The following is a 15,595-nucleotide window of genomic DNA, read 5'->3' as shown; positions in this document are numbered from 1 at the left end:
GTGCGCTGAAATTGTGCTGGTCACCAGTGATATTAGCCTTGAGGGCGTTGGAACACGCCACGTCCGCGTCATCGCAGGTTTCGACGATGGCGTCGATCCGCTGCCGCAACGCGTGGATCGCCTCACGCTCCCTGCGCACGAGGTCGGGATAGTCGGGATCATGCCGAAGCGCCGGGTCCTTGATCGACGTGACCGAGTTCCGAGCCTCGACCTCGCCGTCCGCCTTCACAACCAGGCCCTGGGCAGGAGCCTCGGTTTCGACGATTCTCTTGAGATCGTTCTGCGCCTTCTTGAACGCGTTGTACCCGTCCTCAAGGATCTTGCGAATACCGTCTGCCGCCTTGGCGGCGTCGTCGAACTCCTTCGCGGTCTTCTCCACGAACGGCTTCGTGACCTCGGCGTTCACCCCACGCCAGTAATCGTCTTTGGCCTTGGCCACCATGGTCGTACGGGCGTCGTCGGCCAGCTTGTCCAGCTTCCCCTTCATCTCCGACCAGTCGTCGGCCGCAGCCTTCATCTTGCCCAGCGGGGCCCGATAGACATCGTCGAAAGTCAGCACGACAGCCCCCAGCCCTACTTGAAGTACCCGGTGATCGCGGAGACGGCCAGAGACGTCTTGACGTCTTCTTCGTCCTTGGCGTGCTGGGCCACGCTGTAGTCCAGGTGATTGGAGATGTGTGCGCAGGCGTCCAGCAAAGTGCGCAACTGGGAGTTCCATGTTTTCTGCACGGTCGTCATCGCGGCCCCCGTACGAAAGCTGCTGCTGGACATGGCAGTCGCGGCTTCCTCCGTGGTCGTCCGAGCGTGGTTTCCGTCCTTGATGAGCCGACCGTGCAGCGCGTACGCCGCGTTGCCGATCGCCCCCAGATTGTCCTGGTTCACGCTGAGGTTCGCAGTGCCGACGGCGCCACCACCTGCGGCCGGAAGCTGGTTGAGTCGCATATGAGACTGGCGTTCCGCCGCAGCCCTCTTGAGCTCGCCCCACTCCTCCTCGAACGACATCAACCCCTCTTCTCCAGGCACGCTGCGGTGCGCGCCTTCATCGTCAGCGCTGACCTGGCCATTGATTTCCCGAGTACGGGGGCGTTGCCGTTCCGCCTTCTGCAGAGGCACTCGATGGACGTCACCGAACCAGTACGACGGCTCCACCTAGCAGTGCCGCAGCAGTGCTCCCAAGGGTGCCCCTCCCCCATGTGCCCAAAGCCCACCCGTCACTCTACCGATTGGTGCCAACACTCCTGGCTTCGAAGGGAATGTCTCAGCCACCTACGCGTTCCCCGCCGCCACCGCCGCCTGCGGCCTGATCGGCAGCCGGTTGACGGGGCGGCCTGTGGCCGCGCGGACGGCGGCGGCGACCGCTGCCGGGGAGGTGACGACCGGGACCGCGCTGGCGGGCTTGGCGCCGAAGGGGGCCACCACGTCGCGCTCTTCGACCAGTTTGACGATGCGGATGTCGGGGGCGTCCAGGGACGTCGGGAGGGCGTAACCGGTGAGGTCGGGGTGGCGGATCAGGCCTCGGGCGGTGCGGAGGTTCTCGGTGAGGGCCGCGCCCACGCCCTGAGTGACGCCGGCCTCGATGCGGGCGGCCAGCTGGGCGGGGTTGAGGATGCGGCCCACGTCCTGGGCCACGGCCATCTCCACGACCCTCACCGCGCCGAGTTCGATGTCGACGTCGACGACCGCGCGGATCGCGCAGAAGGCGAGGCCGACGAAGGCGTCGCCCTGGCCGGAGTCGTCGAGGGGCTCGGTGGGGTGGGGGCGGCACTGGGCGGTGGCCCAGAGCTCCTTGCCGTCCATCGCCTCGGCGACCGTCGTCGAGAGGACGCCGTCGTACGAGGTGATCTTGCCGTCGCTGATCTGGAGCAGCTCCGTCGACATGCCGAACTTGTGGGCCAGCGGCTGGAGGAGCTGGGTGCGGACCATCTTCGCGGCCCGTTCCACCGCTCCGCCGGAGACCCAGGTGTGCCGGCCGTGGGTGGCGGCGCCGGCGGGGGGCTGGTCGGTGTCGACGGGGGCCACGTGGACCTCCTCGACGCCGAGGGTCTCCTGGACGATCTGGCGGGCCAGGGTCGCGAAGCCGGAACCCGTGTCCACGGCCGCGCAGATGACCGTGGCGACGCCGTCCTGGACCCGCACCGTGGCCGTGGAGACCTCGTCGGTGCCCTCGGCGCCGAGCATGTGGACCATGCCGAGCGCGTAGCCCACGCCCCGCCGCACCGCGCCGGGTTCGCCCGCGCCCTCGGGGCCGCCGGGCAGCAGCCACTCCTCCTCCGGGGTGTCCTTCGGAAGCGTCGGCAGAGGGAAGTCCCTTACGGCGGCGAGGAGTTCGGCTACCGGGGCCGGGCAGGTGACCGTCTGTCCCGTGGGGAGGAGGTCGCCGGTGGACAGGACGTTCCGCATGCGCAGTTCGGCCGGGTCGACGCCGATCCTGGCCGCCAGCTTGTCCATCTGGGCCTCGTACGCCGCGCACACCTGCATCGCGCCCTCGCCCCGGACGTGGCCGGACGGCGGGTTGTTCGTGCGGACCGCCCAGCCCTCGACGAAGGCGTGCGGGACGACGTACGGGCCGCAGGCGAAGGCGACGGCCGCCGCCAGGGACTCGGAGGAGGAGTCGGCGTACGCGCCCGCGTCCAGGAGGATCTGCGCCTCCACCTTCACCAACCGGCCCTCGGCATCGGCGTGGTGGCGGTAGCGGAGCAGGGTCGGGTGCCGGTGGGCGTGACCGAGGAAGGACTCCTCGCGGGTGGCGGTGAGTTTCACCGGGCAGCCGGTGCGCAGGGCGAGCAGGCCCAGCGGGATCTGGAAGCCCGGGTCCTCGCGGTCGCCGGTGGCGCCCGGCACGCCGGTGACGACCACCTTGACCTGATCCGGCGTCAGGCCGAAGCAGGCGGCGGCGAGATCGCGGTCCGTGTGCGGGTCCGTGGAGGCCGTGTACAGCTCGACGCCGCCGTCCGGGCGCGGCACGGCGAGTCCGGCCTCTGCGCCGATCGGGGCCGGGTCCTGGCGGCCGACCCGGTACAGGCCCTCCACCACGACCTCGCCGGTCGCCTCCGGGTCGCCGAAGCGGAGCGGGATGTGCCGGATCAGGTTGCCGTCGGGGTGGAGCGGTTCGGCCTCGAAGGCCTTCTCCGGGTCGGTGACGGGCTCCAGGAGTTCGTACTCGACGAGGATGGCGGCCGTGGCGAGCCGGGCGGTGTCGGGGTGGTCGGCGGCGACGGCGGCGATGGCCTCGCCGTGGTGCCGGACGAGGCCGTCGGCGAAGACGGGCCGGTCGGCGACCCGCCGGCCGTAGGTGGCCGCGCCGGGCACGTCGGCGGCCGTCACCACGGCCCGTACGCCGGGCATGGCCTCGGCCGCCGAGGTGTCCACGGAGACGATCCGGGCGTGGGCGTGCGGGGAGCGCAGGATCGCGGCCCACAGCAGGCCCTCGGCCCACAGGTCGGAGGCGTACGGGAAGGTCCCCTCGGCCTTCGCCCGCGCGTCGGCCTGCGGGAGGGAGGCGCCGAGCCCGCGGGTGGGGGTCTCGGGCTGCTCCGGCGCGGCGCCGGCCGCCTCGGCGAAGGGGAGCGTGGGAATGGCGGTCGTCGCGTCGCTGCTCACGCCATGCCTCCGTCGTGCTCGTGCTGGTGCTGGTGGGGGATGCGGGCGGCGGCGGTGTCCTCGCCGGCGGCCGCGTGGTCGGCCGGGTGCTCGGCCGCGGTGGCCTCGCGCTCGGCGACGACGTCCTTGACGGCCTGGAGCACGCCCTTGTAGCCGGAGCAGCGGCAGAGGTTGCCGGCGAGGGCCTGGCGGGTCTCAAGCTCGGTGGGGGCGTGGTTGCCTTCGAGCAGGTCGTGCACGGTCATGCACATGCCCGGGATGCAGAAGCCGCACTGGACGGTGCCGCACCGCGACAACGCCCGCTGCACGTCGGACGGTTCGCCGTCCACCGCGAGCCCCTCGACGGTCCGCACCTCGCACCCGGCGGCGGTCGCGGCCGGCACCAGGCAGGAGGCCACGAGCCGCCCGTCCACCTGCACGTTGCACGCCCCGCACTCGCCCTGCGAGCAGCCGTCCTTGGCCCCCGCGAGCCCGAGGCGCTCGCGGAGCACGTACAGCAGCGACTCGCCGATCCAGGAGTCCGTGACGGGCCGGTCGGTGCCGTTGACCCGCAGGAGGTAGGAGGTGTGCGGGTGCTCGTCGCTGTCGACGGAGGTGTACGAGGGGACCGGGGCGGCCGGCGCGGCGGGCACGGCCTCGGGGGCCTCCTCGACGGCCGGTTCCGGCTCCGGCCCGGGTCCCTGGACGGGCTCGGACACGGCCTCGGGCTCCGGCTCGGACACGGCCTCCGGCTCCGGCTCCGGCTCCGGCTCCGGCTCCGGCTCGGCCACAGCCTCCGGATCCGGCTCGGGTTCCGGCGCCGGCTCCTCGGCCTGCTCCGGTACCGCCCACGGCGCCGCCGCGCCGCCCGGCAGCGTCGGCGGGGCCTGCTCGTACGAGACGGGCGCGGGCACGTCGACCGGCGCCTCGACCTGCGCCTCGGCCGGGAAGCCCGGAAACCCCGGAAACCCCGGAGACTCCGACAAGACCTCCGGCGCCTCCGGCACCGCCGGGAGCTCCCACTCCCCCGTCGCCTCGAAGCGCCACTCCGCCGTCGCGTGCGGGTCGTGCTCCACGTACGGCCGCGCCACCGGCGCACCCGCGCCCTCTTCCCCGTATCCGTGCGGCAGCGACTCGGGCCCGGCGTCCAACGCCCCCTGCCCCGGCTCCGCCGGCGGGTACGGCTGCCAGGCGCCGACCGTCTCCGGCTCCCCCGCCGCGGGCTGCGTCAGCGGCTGGAGCGGCACGATCATCGGCGGCGTGTAGCCGTGGCCGGGGGCCTCCAGGGGGACCCCGTCCAGCATGAACTCCGGCGGCAGGTGCACGAAGGCGGTCGCGCCCTCGTCGTACCCCTCGCTCTGCGGGATCGGCTGCCAGCCGCCCGGCGCGGCGGGCGCCGCGGTCTCGTTCGGCTCGTGGTTGCTGGTGCTCACGACAGGGCCCTCCCCAGTGCCCGGCGGGCGAGAGTGGCGATGGTACGCCGCAGGTGCAGAACGGCGGGCGGCAGCTGTTCGTCGCCCGGCGGATCGGGTACGCAGGCGGCGGCGACGTACTCGCCGAAGGCCGTCAGCGCCTCCGGCGCGAGCCCCCGGTCGTTGTCCCAGTCCACCAGGGAGGCGATCCAGCGCTCGGCCTCCAGCGGGCGCAGCGGCATCGGGGCGACCGCGCCGACGGCGCAGCGGACCCCGCGCCGGGCCGGGTCGAGGACGACGGCGACGGAGGCGGTGGCGCGTGCCGGGCCGGTGCGGCCTGTGGCCTTGAGGAAGACCTGGGGGGCGTGCAGCAGCGGCACGCGCACGAAGGCGACGAGCTCGCCGGGGGCGAGCAGGTCGCGGCCCGCGAGGAGGTGCGAGACGGGGATCTCGCGGTTGCCGAGCGGGCCGACGACGACGAGGTCGGCCTCCAGGGCGGCGAGCACGGGCAGCGAGTCGCCGGTGGGGGCGGCGGTGACGACGTTGCCGCCGAGGGTGCCGGCGTTGCGGATCTGGGGCGGTCCGGCCGCGCGGGAGGCGGCGGCGAGGGCCGGGATGAGGGCGGCGAAGTCGGGGCGGCCCATGCGGGCGTGGGTGAGTCCGGCGCCGAGGAGGGCGTGGCCGTCCTGGTACTGCCAGCCGCGGATCTCGTTGATGCGGCTGAGGCCGACGAGTCCGGCGGGGCGGAGCTGACCGCGGTTGACGGCGGCCATGAGGTCGGTGCCGCCGGCGACGGGCACGGCCGCCGGCATGGCGGTGAGCGCGGCCACGGCCTCGTCGAGCGAGGCGGGCAGCGTCACGGACTGCGCCGTCTGTGGTGCGTGCGTGGTCAACCCGCTGCCCCTTCCCGGTTGTCCCGGTCCGTCCCCGACTGTGCCCGGCCGCCGCGCGCCTGCGAGCGGGCGCACGGCGCGCCTGTGTGTGGGCGTACCGTACGTGCTCACAGGCCGGTCGTGGCAACTGTGGCACATCTTCCATGCCGTCCGGAGCGAGGGGCCGCGAAGGGCCCTCCGCCGGTCCCCTTCACCACTCCCTCGGCCCGGTACTCCACGGGCGCACCCGGGCGAGGGATGTCCGGAGACGGCCCGGGACGCCCGGAGACGTCCCGACAGAGAAGGTAACTCCCCTTTCGCCGCTCCCGGGTGACCCCGGGACGCGAGGTGGCTCACACGATCGGGGGCGGTCCGTCGAGCGGGCGGCCGAGGAGACCGGGGCGGCGCTGCCAGGGGGCGGGGCCGGTGGGCGGGCGGTAGGCGACGCCGAGGGCGTCGAGGCGCCGGTAGTGGGTCTCCATGCGGCGCAGGAAGCAGGCGGTGTCGCGGTCGGCGGGGGCGGGCAGGGCGGACCAGGCGACCTCGGCGAAGGCGGCGAGGCGGGGGAAGAGCTGGTAGTCGACGCGGTCCCGGTTCTCCATCACCTCGGTCCACACGTTGGCCTGGGTGCCCAGGACGTGGCGGGCCGCTGCCCCGGAGAGGCCGGGCGGGACGGGTTCGAAGCGGTACACGTCCTCCAGGGTGCGGACGAAGCCGATCGGCACGGGTTCGTCGGGGTGGCCGCTCTGCCGGTGGTCGAGGTACACGTGCTGCTCGGGGCACATGACGACGTCGTGGCCGGCCTCGGCGGCGGCGATCCCGCCCCCGTACCCCCGCCAGGAGGAGACGGCGGCGCCCTCGGCGAGGCCGCCCTCCAGGATCTCGTCCCAGCCGATGAGGCGGCGGCCGCGGGCGGCGAGCCAGCGGTCGAAGTGGCGGACGAACCAGGCCTGGAGCCCGTCCTCGTCCCCCACTCCCAGTTCGGCGATGCGGGCCTGGGCTGCCGGGGACGCCTTCCACTGGTCCTTGGGGCACTCGTCGCCGCCGATGTGCACGAAGGTCGAGGGGAAGAGCTCCAGGACCTCCTCCAGGACGCCTTCGTAGAAGCGCAGCACCTCCTCGGTCGGGGCGAGGACGTTCGGGTTGACGCCCCAGGTGTCCCAGACGGTGAGGGCGGCGGTGTCGACGGTGTCGGTGTTGCCGAGCCAGGGGTACGCGGCGATGGCGGCCTGCGAGTGGCCGGGGAGGTCGATCTCCGGGACGACGGTGATGTGCCGCTCGGCGGCGTACGCGACGATCTCCCGGATGTCGTCCTGGCGGTAGAAGCCGCCGTGCGGGGTCTCGTCCCACAGCGGCGAGGCCCGGTGGCCCCGCTTGGAGCGGGCCCGCCAGGCGCCGACCTCGGTGAGGCGGGGGTACCGCTCGATCTCGATCCGCCAGCCCTGGTCGTCGGTGAGGTGGAGGTGGAGGACGTTCAGCTTGTGCGCGGCCATCAGGTCGAGCAGCCGCAGCACGTCCTCCTTGGCGGTGAAGTGCCGGGAGACGTCGAGGAGGAGACCGCGCCAGCCGAAGCGGGGACGGTCGGCGACGGTCACGTACGGCAGGTCCCGGTCCGCGCCGGGCCGGACGGGCGCCCTCCGGTACGCGTCGGGCCCGAGGAGCTGGCGCAGGGTCTGCGCGCCCCAGAAGAGCCCGGCGGGCCCGCCGCCGTCGAGCCGGACGCCGTCCCCGCCCACCGAGAGCCGGTAGCCCTCGGAGCCGTACTCCTCCTCCACCGCCGGGGAGAGCCGCAGCCGGATGGTGCCAGGACCGGTGCCGTCAGGGAGGGGCAGACCGGTGGCGGCGCCGAGGACGGACCGCAGCCAGCGGGCGGTGAAGCCGGTGCCGGGCCCGGCGTCGAGGGCGGTACGGCCGTCGAGCGGGAGGCTGCCGCCGGGGTGGCGGGCCGTCAGGGGGGCCGGGATCAGGGCAGTACCGGTCATCGCACCCTCCACGCACGCGTTGCATCCTGCGCAACGCCCGTTTCGTTTCGCACAACAGCACAGCAGGGGTGAGGTTAGGCGCGCCCGACGGCCGCGACAAGAGGTCTCGACCACTTCCCGCCCGCGCCGGGAAACGCGGAACGGCCCCCGCCGCGCGCACCGCTGGCACGCGCGACGGGGGCCGTCCCCGACAGGACCGGCAGAGAGGGCTACTTCCCCTTGCCGCCCTTGTCCTTGTCCTTGTCTCCGCCCGAGCCCATGGACTCGTAGATCTCCTTGCACATGGGGCAGACCGGGTACTTCTTGGGGTCGCGCCCCGGCACCCAGACCTTCCCGCAGAGTGCGACGACGGGAGTGCCGTCGAGGGCACTCGCCATGATCTTGTCCTTCTGGACGTAGTGGGCGTAGCGCTCGTGGTCACCGTCACCGTGGGACACCTGCGGCGTCGGCTCCACGAGGGTTCCCGTACCTGCCCCGCGCTCGGGCTCGAGAGTGCTCATGGGACCCAAGGGTACTGGGCGTGGCGCGGCTCAGTTGAGCGAAGGGTCGTCCGGGTAGGTGGCGACCATGGCGAGGTCGCCGCGCTGGCGGCGGAGGACCTGGCGCCAGAGGGTCTCGGGGGTGGGGGACGAGATGTCGCCGGGCTCGGACTCGACGACGTACCAGGCGCCTTCGTTCAGTTCGGTCTCCAGCTGGCCGGGGCCCCAGCCCGCGTAGCCGGCGAAGATGCGGAGGGCGCCGAGGGCGGGGCCGAGGAGTTCGGGCGGGGTCTCCAGGTCGACGAGGCCGATCGCGCCGAAGACGCGGCGCCAGCCAATGGGGTCTCCCCTGCTCGAGCGGAGCCGAGAGCGTGGGGAAGGGCCCTCGTCGCCGGGGATGACGGCGAGGCCGAGGGCGGCGTCGAGGGAGACGGGGCCGCCCTGGAAGACGACGCCGGGCTCGCCGGCCAGGTCCGCCCAGGGGGCGAGGACGTCACCGACGGTGACCGGGGTCGGCCGGTTGAGGACCACGCCGAGCGAGCCCTCGTCGTCGTGGTCGAGCAGCAGCACCACCGCGCGGTCGAAGTTCGGGTCCGCGAGGGCGGGGGTGGCCACGAGCAGCCGTCCTGTGAGCGAGGACACCTCGGTCATGCGACACATGATTCCGCATCTTCGGCGAGTACGGGGGTTCTCGGGCCCGATGCCGGGAAACCCGGGGAAAGGCGCGCGAGCGCCGCAGGTCGGGAGGGGCGGGACGGAACGGTCCCGGCCGCCCGCCGACGGGAAGCGGACGGTGACCGTCCGCAAGATCGCGGGAGCGGAGGGTGTTGTGCCGAATTCATTACATCTGACAGGCCCCCCGAGGGGCCCGATCGGGGTCTCATGGGCCCTTACTCTTTTCTCTGGCCCCCGACCGACGACTCCGGAACGCGAGATTCATGACCGGCACAGACGATGTCCTGCTTGTCCACGGCGGAACCCCGCTGGAGGGCGAGATCCGCGTCCGCGGCGCGAAGAACCTCGTGCCCAAGGCGATGGTCGCCGCCCTGCTCGGCAGCGGTCCGAGCCGACTGCGCAACGTGCCCGACATCCGTGACGTCCGGGTGGTCCGCGGGCTGCTCCAGTTGCACGGCGTGACGGTCCGCCCCGGGGACGAGCCCGGCGAGCTGGTGCTCGACCCGACGCACGTCGAGTCCGCCAACGTCGCCGACATCGACGCCCACGCCGGTTCGTCGCGCATCCCGATCCTCTTCTGCGGCCCGCTGCTTCACCGCCTCGGCCACGCCTTCATCCCGGGCCTCGGCGGCTGCGACATCGGCGGCCGGCCGATCGACTTCCACTTCGACGTGCTCCGCCAGTTCGGCGCGACCATCGAGAAGCGGGCCGACGGCCAGTACCTGGAGGCCCCGCAGCGGCTTCGCGGTTGCAAGATCCGCCTTCCGTACCCCTCGGTCGGCTCGACCGAGCAGGTGCTGCTCACGGCGGTCCTCGCGGAGGGTGTCACCGAGCTGTCGAACGCGGCGGTGGAGCCGGAGATCGAGGACCTGATCTGCGTCCTGCAGAAGATGGGCGCGATCATCTCCATGGACACCGACCGGACCATCCGGATCACCGGTGTCGACAAGCTCGGCGGCTACACCCACCGCGCCCTCCCGGACCGCCTGGAGGCGGCCTCCTGGGCGTCCGCGGCGCTGGCCACCGAGGGCAACATCTACGTGCGCGGCGCCCAGCAGCGCTCGATGATGACCTTCCTCAACACCTACCGGAAGGTCGGCGGCGCCTTCGAGATCGACGACGAGGGCATCCGCTTCTGGCACCCGGGCGGCTCGCTCAACGCGATCGCGCTGGAGACCGACGTCCACCCCGGCTTCCAGACCGACTGGCAGCAGCCGCTGGTCGTCGCCCTGACGCAGGCGTCCGGCCTCTCCATCGTCCACGAGACGGTGTACGAGTCCCGGCTCGGCTTCACCTCGGCGCTCAACCAGATGGGTGCTCACATCCAGCTGTACCGCGAGTGCCTGGGCGGCTCCGACTGCCGCTTCGGCCAGCGGAACTTCCTCCACTCGGCGGTCGTCAGCGGCCCCACCCGCCTCCAGGGCGCCGACCTGGTCATCCCGGACCTGCGCGGCGGCTTCTCGTACCTGATCGCGGCCCTCGCCGCCCAGGGCACGAGCCGGGTCCACGGCATCGACCTGATCAACCGCGGCTACGAGAACTTCATGGAGAAGCTCGTGGAGCTGGGCGCGAAGGTGGAGCTGCCGGGCAGCGCGCTGGTCTGACACGTCCGCCGCCGTCGGCCCCCTGCTGGGGGGTCCGGGGGTCATCCCCCGGGCAAGCACAGCATGGAGAAGCTGGTCGAGCTCGGCGCGAAGGTGGAGCTGCCGGGCGGCGCGCTGGTGTAGGGCGTTCTGCCGGGCTCGTACGGGCACGACAAGAAGGGCGGCCACCCCGGAGGGGGTGGCCGCCCTTTTCACGCGCCTACAGGCCGCTTACTTGCCCTTGGCGGCTTCCTTGAGCTTCGAGCCCGCGGAGACCTTCACGCTGTAGCCGGCCGGGATGTTGATCGGGTCGCCGGTCTGCGGGTTACGAGCGGTGCGAGCGGCACGGTGGGTGCGCTCGAAGGTCAGGAAGCCGGGGATGGTGACCTTCTCGTCGCCCTTGGCGACGACCTCGCCGACGGTCTCGGCGAGGGCGGCCAGCACGGCGTCGGCGTCCTTGCGGGTCACCTCGGCGCGATCGGCCAGCGCGGCCACCAGCTCACTGCGGTTCATGTTGTTACTCCCGTGTTCTTCTTGCCTGTGAGGCGTGAGATCGAAGCCGATGCTGCCAGGGGCCTCGGACAGTCCCCGGACCCGGGTCTGCCTCTCGTGATCCCTCGCGCCCTGGGGGTCCCCCTGGACGAAGTCCTCGGGGGAGCATCCTGCCCCCACCAGCGGCGGGAACGCCAATCCGGCACCCCTTGGGGTCACACGAAAAGCGCCGGATCCCCCTCCTGGTGACGTAGCGTCGACTCCCCGCAAACGGTGCGGAGCCGAAAAGCCACCCTAAAGGCGGGTTTACGGCTCCGCGAATCGCGACACGCTCACGTAGGACCGCCCGGGGGCCGCGTAGGCCACCCGGGGGCCACGTAGGGCCGCGCAGGGCCGTCCGGGGCTCAGGCGCCCGCGCCCGCCGCCTTCGCCGCGTTGCGGACCGCGCCGGCGACGGCGCCCGCGACCTTGTCGTTGAAGACGGACGGGATGATGTAGTTCGGGTTCAGCTCGTCCTCGGTGACGACGTCCGCGAGGGCGGTGGCGGCGGCGAGCATCATCTCGGTGTTCACCGTGCGGGACTGCGCGTCGAGCAGGCCGCGGAAGACGCCGGGGAAGACCAGGACGTTGTTGATCTGGTTCGGGAAGTCCGAGCGGCCGGTGGCGACGACGGCGGCCGTCTGGCGGGCGGCGGCCGGGTCGACCTCCGGGTCCGGGTTCGCGAGCGCGAACACGATGGAACCCTCGGCCATCGCGGCCACGTCCTCGGCGCCCAGCAGGTTCGGGGCGGAGACGCCGATGAAGACGTCGGCGCCGACGACGGCCTCCTTGAGGGTGCCGGTGACGCCCTCGGGGTTGGTGTTGTCGGCGATCCAGCGCAGCGGCGAGTCGGCCGGGGCGGCCACCAGGTCCTCGCGGCCGGCGTGCACGACGCCGTGGATGTCGGCGACGACGGCGTGCTTGACGCCCGCGGCGAGCAGCAGCTTCAGGATGGCCGTACCGGCCGCGCCCGCACCGGACATGACGACCCGTACGTCCCCGATGCCCTTGCCGACGACCCGGAGGGCGTTGGTGAGGGCGGCGAGGACGACGATGGCGGTGCCGTGCTGGTCGTCGTGGAAGACGGGGATGTCCAGGGCCTCGCGGAGCCGGGCCTCGATCTCGAAGCAGCGGGGCGCGGAGATGTCCTCCAGGTTGATGCCCGCGAAGCCGGGGGCGATCGCCTTGACGATCTCGACGATGGCATCGGTGTCCTGGGTGTCCAGGCAGATCGGCCAGGCGTCGATGCCGGCGAAGCGCTTGAAGAGGGCGGCCTTGCCCTCCATGACGGGCAGGGCGGCCTTGGGGCCGATGTTGCCGAGGCCGAGGACGGCGGAGCCGTCGGTGACGACCGCGACCGAGTTGCGCTTGATGGTGAGGCGGCGGGCGTCCTCGGGGTTCTCGGCGATCGCCATGCACACGCGGGCCACGCCCGGGGTGTAGATCATCGAGAGGTCGTCACGGTTGCGGATGGGATGCTTGGACGCCATCTCGATCTTGCCGCCGAGGTGCATCAGGAACGTACGGTCGGAGACCTTGCCGAGGACGACGCCCTCGATGTCCCGCAGCCGCTCGACGATCTCGTCGGCGTGCGCGGTGGAGGTCGCGGCGACGGTGACGTCGATCCGGAGCTTCTCGTGGCCGGACGCGGTGACGTCGAGGCCGATGACGGAGCCTCCGTGCGACTCGACCGCCGCGGTGAGCTGCGAGACGGCGGTGCCGCTCGCGGGCACCTCCAGGCGGACCGTCATCGAGTACGAGACGCTGGGCGCCGTTGCCATGGCCGGGTTCCTCTGCTTTCCCTAGCTTCGTTGCTACGCCGACCCGGCTGGTTGCCCGTCGGCGCCCTCCGATGGTCGCACCTACCTGCCGGTAGCAGGTAATGCGGTCATTTTGTTTTCGGAAAGTAGTTTCCACCATACGAGAGAGGGCGGAGCAACAGAAGGGGCCCCGGTCGTCGGAAGACGACCGGGGCCCCAACTTCGTATGTACGTCTAAGTGACACCGACCCGCCATGCTCGCCTCGCGGCAAGTGGTCCCTCTGAGGGACGAAGGTTGGGCCCGGGGGCTTGGATCGAGCCGGTGTCACGACAAGGCTAACAAACCCTCCCCGAAGGTGATCCCCCGACGCGTGAGGACATCGGTTCAGTCCCGCAGGAGGTCCGGGACGCCCGCCTCGTCCGGCAGGTCCCGTTCCCCCGCGAGCACGGTCAGCGCCTGCGTGGAGCGGGTGAGGGCCACGTACAGGACGCGCAGGCCGGCCGGGGACTCGTCGGCGATCTCGGCCGGGGAGACGACGAGGGTGGCGTCGTACTCCAGGCCCTTCGCCTCCAGGGAGCCGAGCGCGACCACCCGGTCGCCCAGCCCGGCGAGCCAGCGGGCGGCCTCGGCGCGCCGGTCCATGGCGACGACCACGCCGACGGTGCCCTCGACCTCGGCGAGCAGCCGCTCCGCCTCGGCCCGTACGGCCCCCGCCAGGTCACCGCCGTCGGCCACGGCGACGAACCGGGGCTCGACGCCGGTCGAGCGGACCGCCCTCGGGGACTCCTTGCCCGGCATGGCGAGGGCGAGGACCCTGGCGGCGAGCTCGGCGATCTCGGCCGGGTTGCGGTAGTTCACGGTCAGCTCGAAGCGGCGGCGCGGCCGGGAGCCGAGCGCCTCGTCACGGGCGGCGGCCGCCTCGTCCGGGTCGGACCAGGAGGACTGGGCCGGGTCGCCGACGACCGTCCAGGTGGCGTGCCGGCCGCGGCGGCCGACCATCCGCCACTGCATGGGCGTGAGGTCCTGGGCCTCGTCGACGATGACGTGCGCGTACTCGGTGCGCTCGGCGGCGAGCCGCTCGGCCCGCTCCCGCTGGGTCTCCTCCCGTACCGGCATCAGCTCCTCCAGACCGGTGAGCTGGTCCAGCGGGTCGTACTCCCGCTTCTTCCGCGGCCGGGCGGGGGCGCCGAGCAGGGTGCCCAGCTCGTCGAGGAGGGCCACGTCGTGGACGGAGAGGCCGGGGCGGCGCAGCGAGCGGGCGACCCGGCGGACCTCGCCGGGGTTGAGGACCCGGCGGGCCCAGCGGCCGAGCCGCTTCTCGTCGGCCATGGCGTCGAGGACCTGACGGGGGGCCAGCTCGGGCCACCAGGCGTCGAGGAAGCCGAGGAAGGAGTCCTCGGTGGAGACGTCCTCGTCGAAGGAGGAGCGCAGCTCGGCGGCGAGCTCGGGGTCGCTGTGCCGGCCTGCGGCGCCCGACCTGGCGTAGAGGGCGTCGAGGAGGAGACGGCGGGCGCGGGGCCGGAGCAGGTTGACGGGGGTGGTGCCGGAGAGCACGTTCTGCCGGATCCGCCGCAGCTCGTCCTCCTGCAGCTCCAGGCGGCGCCCGAAGGCGACGACCCGGAGCAGCCTCGGCGCGTCGGGGCGCTCCAGGGCCCCGCGGGCGGCCTTGCGGAGCACGGCGACCATGCGGGAGGAGCCCTTGACGCGGGAGACGGCCGGCTCGTCGTACGCGTCGGCCTCGGCACCGTCGACCAGGCTGCCGAGCGCCCGGATGGCGACCTGCCCCTCCTCGCCGAGGGAGGGCAGTACGCCCTCGGTGTACGAGACGAGCAACGGGGTCGGCGAGACGATGAGGATGCCGCCCGCGTACCGCCTGCGGTCCTGGTAGAGCAGGTACGCGGCCCGGTGCAGCGCCACGGCGGTCTTCCCGGTGCCCGGCCCGCCCTCGACGTACGTGACGGAGGCGGCGGGGGCGCGGATGACGAGGTCCTGCTCGGCCTGGATCGACGAGACGATGTCCCGCATGGAGTGGGAGCGGGCCTGCCCGAGGGCGGCCATCAGGGCGCCGTCGCCGATGACGGGCAGCTCGGCGCCGCCGAGGGTGGCCTTCAGCTCGGGGCGCATCAGGTCGTCCTCGACGCCGAGGACGCGGCGCCCCTTCGACCGGATGACCCGGCGGCGTACCACCCGGCCCGGATCGACGGGCGTGGACCGGTAGAAGGGCGCGGCGGCGGGGGCGCGCCAGTCGATGACGAGCGGGGAGTAGTCGGCGTCGAGGACGCCGATGCGGCCGATGTGCAGGGTCTCGCCGATGTCGGCGGTGTTGTCGGGCCGGACGGCGTCGTCGGCGGGCTCGACGGAGGTGTAGGCCCCGTCGGGCCCCTTGACCCCGTCCTTCCCTTCCAGCAGGTCGATCCGCCCGAACAGGAAGTCCTCGAACTCGTTGTTGAGCCGGTTGAGATGGATGCCGGCCCGGAAGACCTGGGCGTCGCGCTCGGCGAGGGCGCCGGGCGTGCCGACGCGCCCCTTCTGGGCGGCGTCGTTCATCAGGAACTCCGCCTCGTGGATCTTCTCCTCCAGGCGGCGGTAGACCTGGTCCAGATGTTCCTGCTCGACGCCGATCTCACGGTCTCTGACCGTGTCGACGGCTTCCTGCGCGGCCACTAAGGCCCCCTTCTGACGTGCACTGGGCAGCCGTCAAAGGTACGCCACCGGCGGCTG

11 protein-coding genes and 1 pseudogene are annotated in these 15,595 nt (G+C 72.7%); 1 reads left to right on the top strand and 11 read right to left on the bottom strand.

Features of this window, described 5'->3' with window-relative positions; translation table 11 throughout:
* The 8 genes and pseudogenes from QK442_RS31410 to QK442_RS31375 all read right to left on the bottom strand — a co-directional run.
* Positions 1 to 559 (bottom strand): annotated as a pseudogene (locus tag QK442_RS31410) (hypothetical protein); the annotation flags it as partial.
* A 14-nt stretch (positions 560 to 573) separates the two neighbouring features.
* Positions 574 to 1,113 carry a hypothetical protein gene (locus tag QK442_RS31405; protein ID WP_349239699.1) on the bottom strand — a complete coding sequence of 180 codons (540 nt, stop codon included), beginning with the start codon at positions 1,111 to 1,113 and terminating at the stop codon, positions 574 to 576.
* A 153-nt stretch (positions 1,114 to 1,266) separates the two neighbouring features.
* The gene (locus QK442_RS31400) at positions 1,267 to 3,600 is read right to left on the bottom strand and encodes a xanthine dehydrogenase family protein molybdopterin-binding subunit (RefSeq protein ID WP_282697494.1); all 2,334 of its coding nucleotides are present in this window, start codon (positions 3,598 to 3,600) and stop codon (positions 1,267 to 1,269) included.
* On the bottom strand, positions 3,597 to 5,012 hold the full coding sequence (locus QK442_RS31395) for a 2Fe-2S iron-sulfur cluster-binding protein (protein WP_282697493.1): 1,416 nt from the start codon (positions 5,010 to 5,012) through the stop codon (positions 3,597 to 3,599). Before QK442_RS31395 ends, QK442_RS31400 begins: the two co-directional genes overlap by 4 nt.
* On the bottom strand, positions 5,009 to 5,884 hold the full coding sequence (locus tag QK442_RS31390) for an FAD binding domain-containing protein (protein ID WP_282697492.1): 876 nt from the start codon (positions 5,882 to 5,884) through the stop codon (positions 5,009 to 5,011). Before QK442_RS31390 ends, QK442_RS31395 begins: the two co-directional genes overlap by 4 nt.
* A gap of 332 nt (positions 5,885 to 6,216) precedes the next feature.
* Complete coding sequence (locus QK442_RS31385; protein ID WP_282697491.1) at positions 6,217 to 7,845, bottom strand: beta-N-acetylhexosaminidase; 1,629 nt, start codon at positions 7,843 to 7,845, stop codon at positions 6,217 to 6,219.
* A gap of 209 nt (positions 7,846 to 8,054) precedes the next feature.
* Positions 8,055 to 8,345: a DUF3039 domain-containing protein gene (locus QK442_RS31380; RefSeq protein WP_037879418.1), complete on the bottom strand. Its 291-nt coding sequence runs from the start codon at positions 8,343 to 8,345 to the stop codon at positions 8,055 to 8,057.
* A gap of 30 nt (positions 8,346 to 8,375) precedes the next feature.
* Positions 8,376 to 8,975, bottom strand: coding sequence for a YqgE/AlgH family protein (locus QK442_RS31375; RefSeq protein ID WP_282697490.1), 600 nt, complete (start codon positions 8,973 to 8,975; stop codon positions 8,376 to 8,378).
* Between the two features lie 287 nt (positions 8,976 to 9,262).
* On the opposite strand from QK442_RS31375, the gene murA reads away from it, so the two are divergent.
* Positions 9,263 to 10,603 (top strand): UDP-N-acetylglucosamine 1-carboxyvinyltransferase, encoded by a 1,341-nt coding sequence (gene murA, locus QK442_RS31370; protein WP_282697489.1) that lies wholly within the window; start codon positions 9,263 to 9,265, stop codon positions 10,601 to 10,603.
* A gap of 210 nt (positions 10,604 to 10,813) precedes the next feature.
* Here the strand turns inward: murA and QK442_RS31365 are convergent, their stop codons facing one another.
* The 3 genes from QK442_RS31365 to QK442_RS31355 all read right to left on the bottom strand — a co-directional run bounded on the left by QK442_RS31365 (position 10,814) and on the right by QK442_RS31355 (position 15,538).
* Positions 10,814 to 11,095, bottom strand: a complete 282-nt coding sequence (locus QK442_RS31365; RefSeq protein WP_017237029.1) for an HU family DNA-binding protein — start codon at positions 11,093 to 11,095, stop codon at positions 10,814 to 10,816.
* 383 nt (positions 11,096 to 11,478) lie between these two features.
* Positions 11,479 to 12,894: an NAD-dependent malic enzyme gene (locus QK442_RS31360; protein ID WP_282697488.1), complete on the bottom strand. Its 1,416-nt coding sequence runs from the start codon at positions 12,892 to 12,894 to the stop codon at positions 11,479 to 11,481.
* 364 nt (positions 12,895 to 13,258) lie between these two features.
* A complete protein-coding gene (locus QK442_RS31355) occupies positions 13,259 to 15,538 on the bottom strand; it encodes a UvrD-helicase domain-containing protein (protein WP_282697487.1) in 2,280 nt (759 codons plus the stop codon).
* Between the last annotated feature and the right edge of the window lie 57 nt (positions 15,539 to 15,595).

The organism is Streptomyces sp. CC208A, from assembly GCF_030010625.1.
Classification (GTDB): domain Bacteria; phylum Actinomycetota; class Actinomycetes; order Streptomycetales; family Streptomycetaceae; genus Streptomyces.
This window is presented reverse-complemented; position numbering and strand designations above follow the sequence as displayed.

Bases quoted from the DNA above. Each gene is read 5' to 3' on its own strand.
- QK442_RS31360 (WP_282697488.1), bottom strand. From the start codon at position 12,894: ATGGCAACGGCGCCCAGCGTCTCGTACTCGATGACGGTCCGCCTGGAG.
- QK442_RS31380 (WP_037879418.1), bottom strand. From the start codon at position 8,345: ATGAGCACTCTCGAGCCCGAGCGCGGGGCAGGTACGGGAACCCTCGTG.
- QK442_RS31375 (WP_282697490.1), bottom strand. From the start codon at position 8,975: ATGACCGAGGTGTCCTCGCTCACAGGACGGCTGCTCGTGGCCACCCCC.
- murA (WP_282697489.1), top strand. From the start codon at position 9,263: ATGACCGGCACAGACGATGTCCTGCTTGTCCACGGCGGAACCCCGCTG.
- QK442_RS31385 (WP_282697491.1), bottom strand. From the start codon at position 7,845: ATGACCGGTACTGCCCTGATCCCGGCCCCCCTGACGGCCCGCCACCCC.
- QK442_RS31365 (WP_017237029.1), bottom strand. From the start codon at position 11,095: ATGAACCGCAGTGAGCTGGTGGCCGCGCTGGCCGATCGCGCCGAGGTG.